Here is a 647-nt window from a genome sequence, read left to right on the forward strand (position 1 = left end):
GCAACTAAGCGGAAAATTTCAGGGTTCCCCCAGTCATTCTCAATAAACAGTGCTTATTGAGAATGACTAGGCAATCAGACTTAACATCTAGGGGGAGATGTTCCAGTTGCTCGCTTTGTTTTGTCACCCCTTGAAGTCAATCCATCTGGTCAAGATAAGAGATAATATTCCTGGCAAGGTTTGGGAAAAAATCTCAAAATGTTGCGCCTCTCATCCGTTAAGTTACTAATCTTTTGATTGTCTTGAATAGGTCGGAGATGAATCCCTTGAAAGTTCTGAAATATCCAGCGTAATGTTGGTCGGTCAGTTAACTTACCCAACTGATTTTTAAGTCCCGTCTCCTGCTGTTTTAAACTTAAACGAAGTTGTCTTTGACCAATAGTATAAACCAGCAGGCACAAGCCCATGAGCATGGCCATGACCTCAATTCTATGGGGAGATTTGAGAAAGACAATGTCGGCAAAAAAGCAGGGGTCTTTGAGAAAAGAAAATGCTCTTTCTGGAGCTTGTTGCCCCTTATATTTTTTGAGTATATCCTCACTGCTCAATCGTTTTTTCTCCAAGTCGTTAGTTGCTAAAACGAATCGTCCTGCTCGTTTCTTTAGCCTCTCAATCGCTGCCAAATTCAACTCTAATTCGGCTTGAAC

1 protein-coding gene is annotated in these 647 nt (G+C 41.3%); it reads right to left on the minus strand.

The window, feature by feature from the left end:
• Positions 1-149 precede the first annotated feature (149 nt).
• A partial coding sequence (locus N0824_RS19790) for an IS1634 family transposase (RefSeq protein WP_108937990.1) occupies positions 150-647 on the minus strand: 498 nt, incomplete at its 5' end.

It is taken from the genome of Microcystis sp. 0824 (assembly GCF_003112475.1).
Classification (GTDB): domain Bacteria; phylum Cyanobacteriota; class Cyanobacteriia; order Cyanobacteriales; family Microcystaceae; genus Microcystis; species Microcystis aeruginosa_C.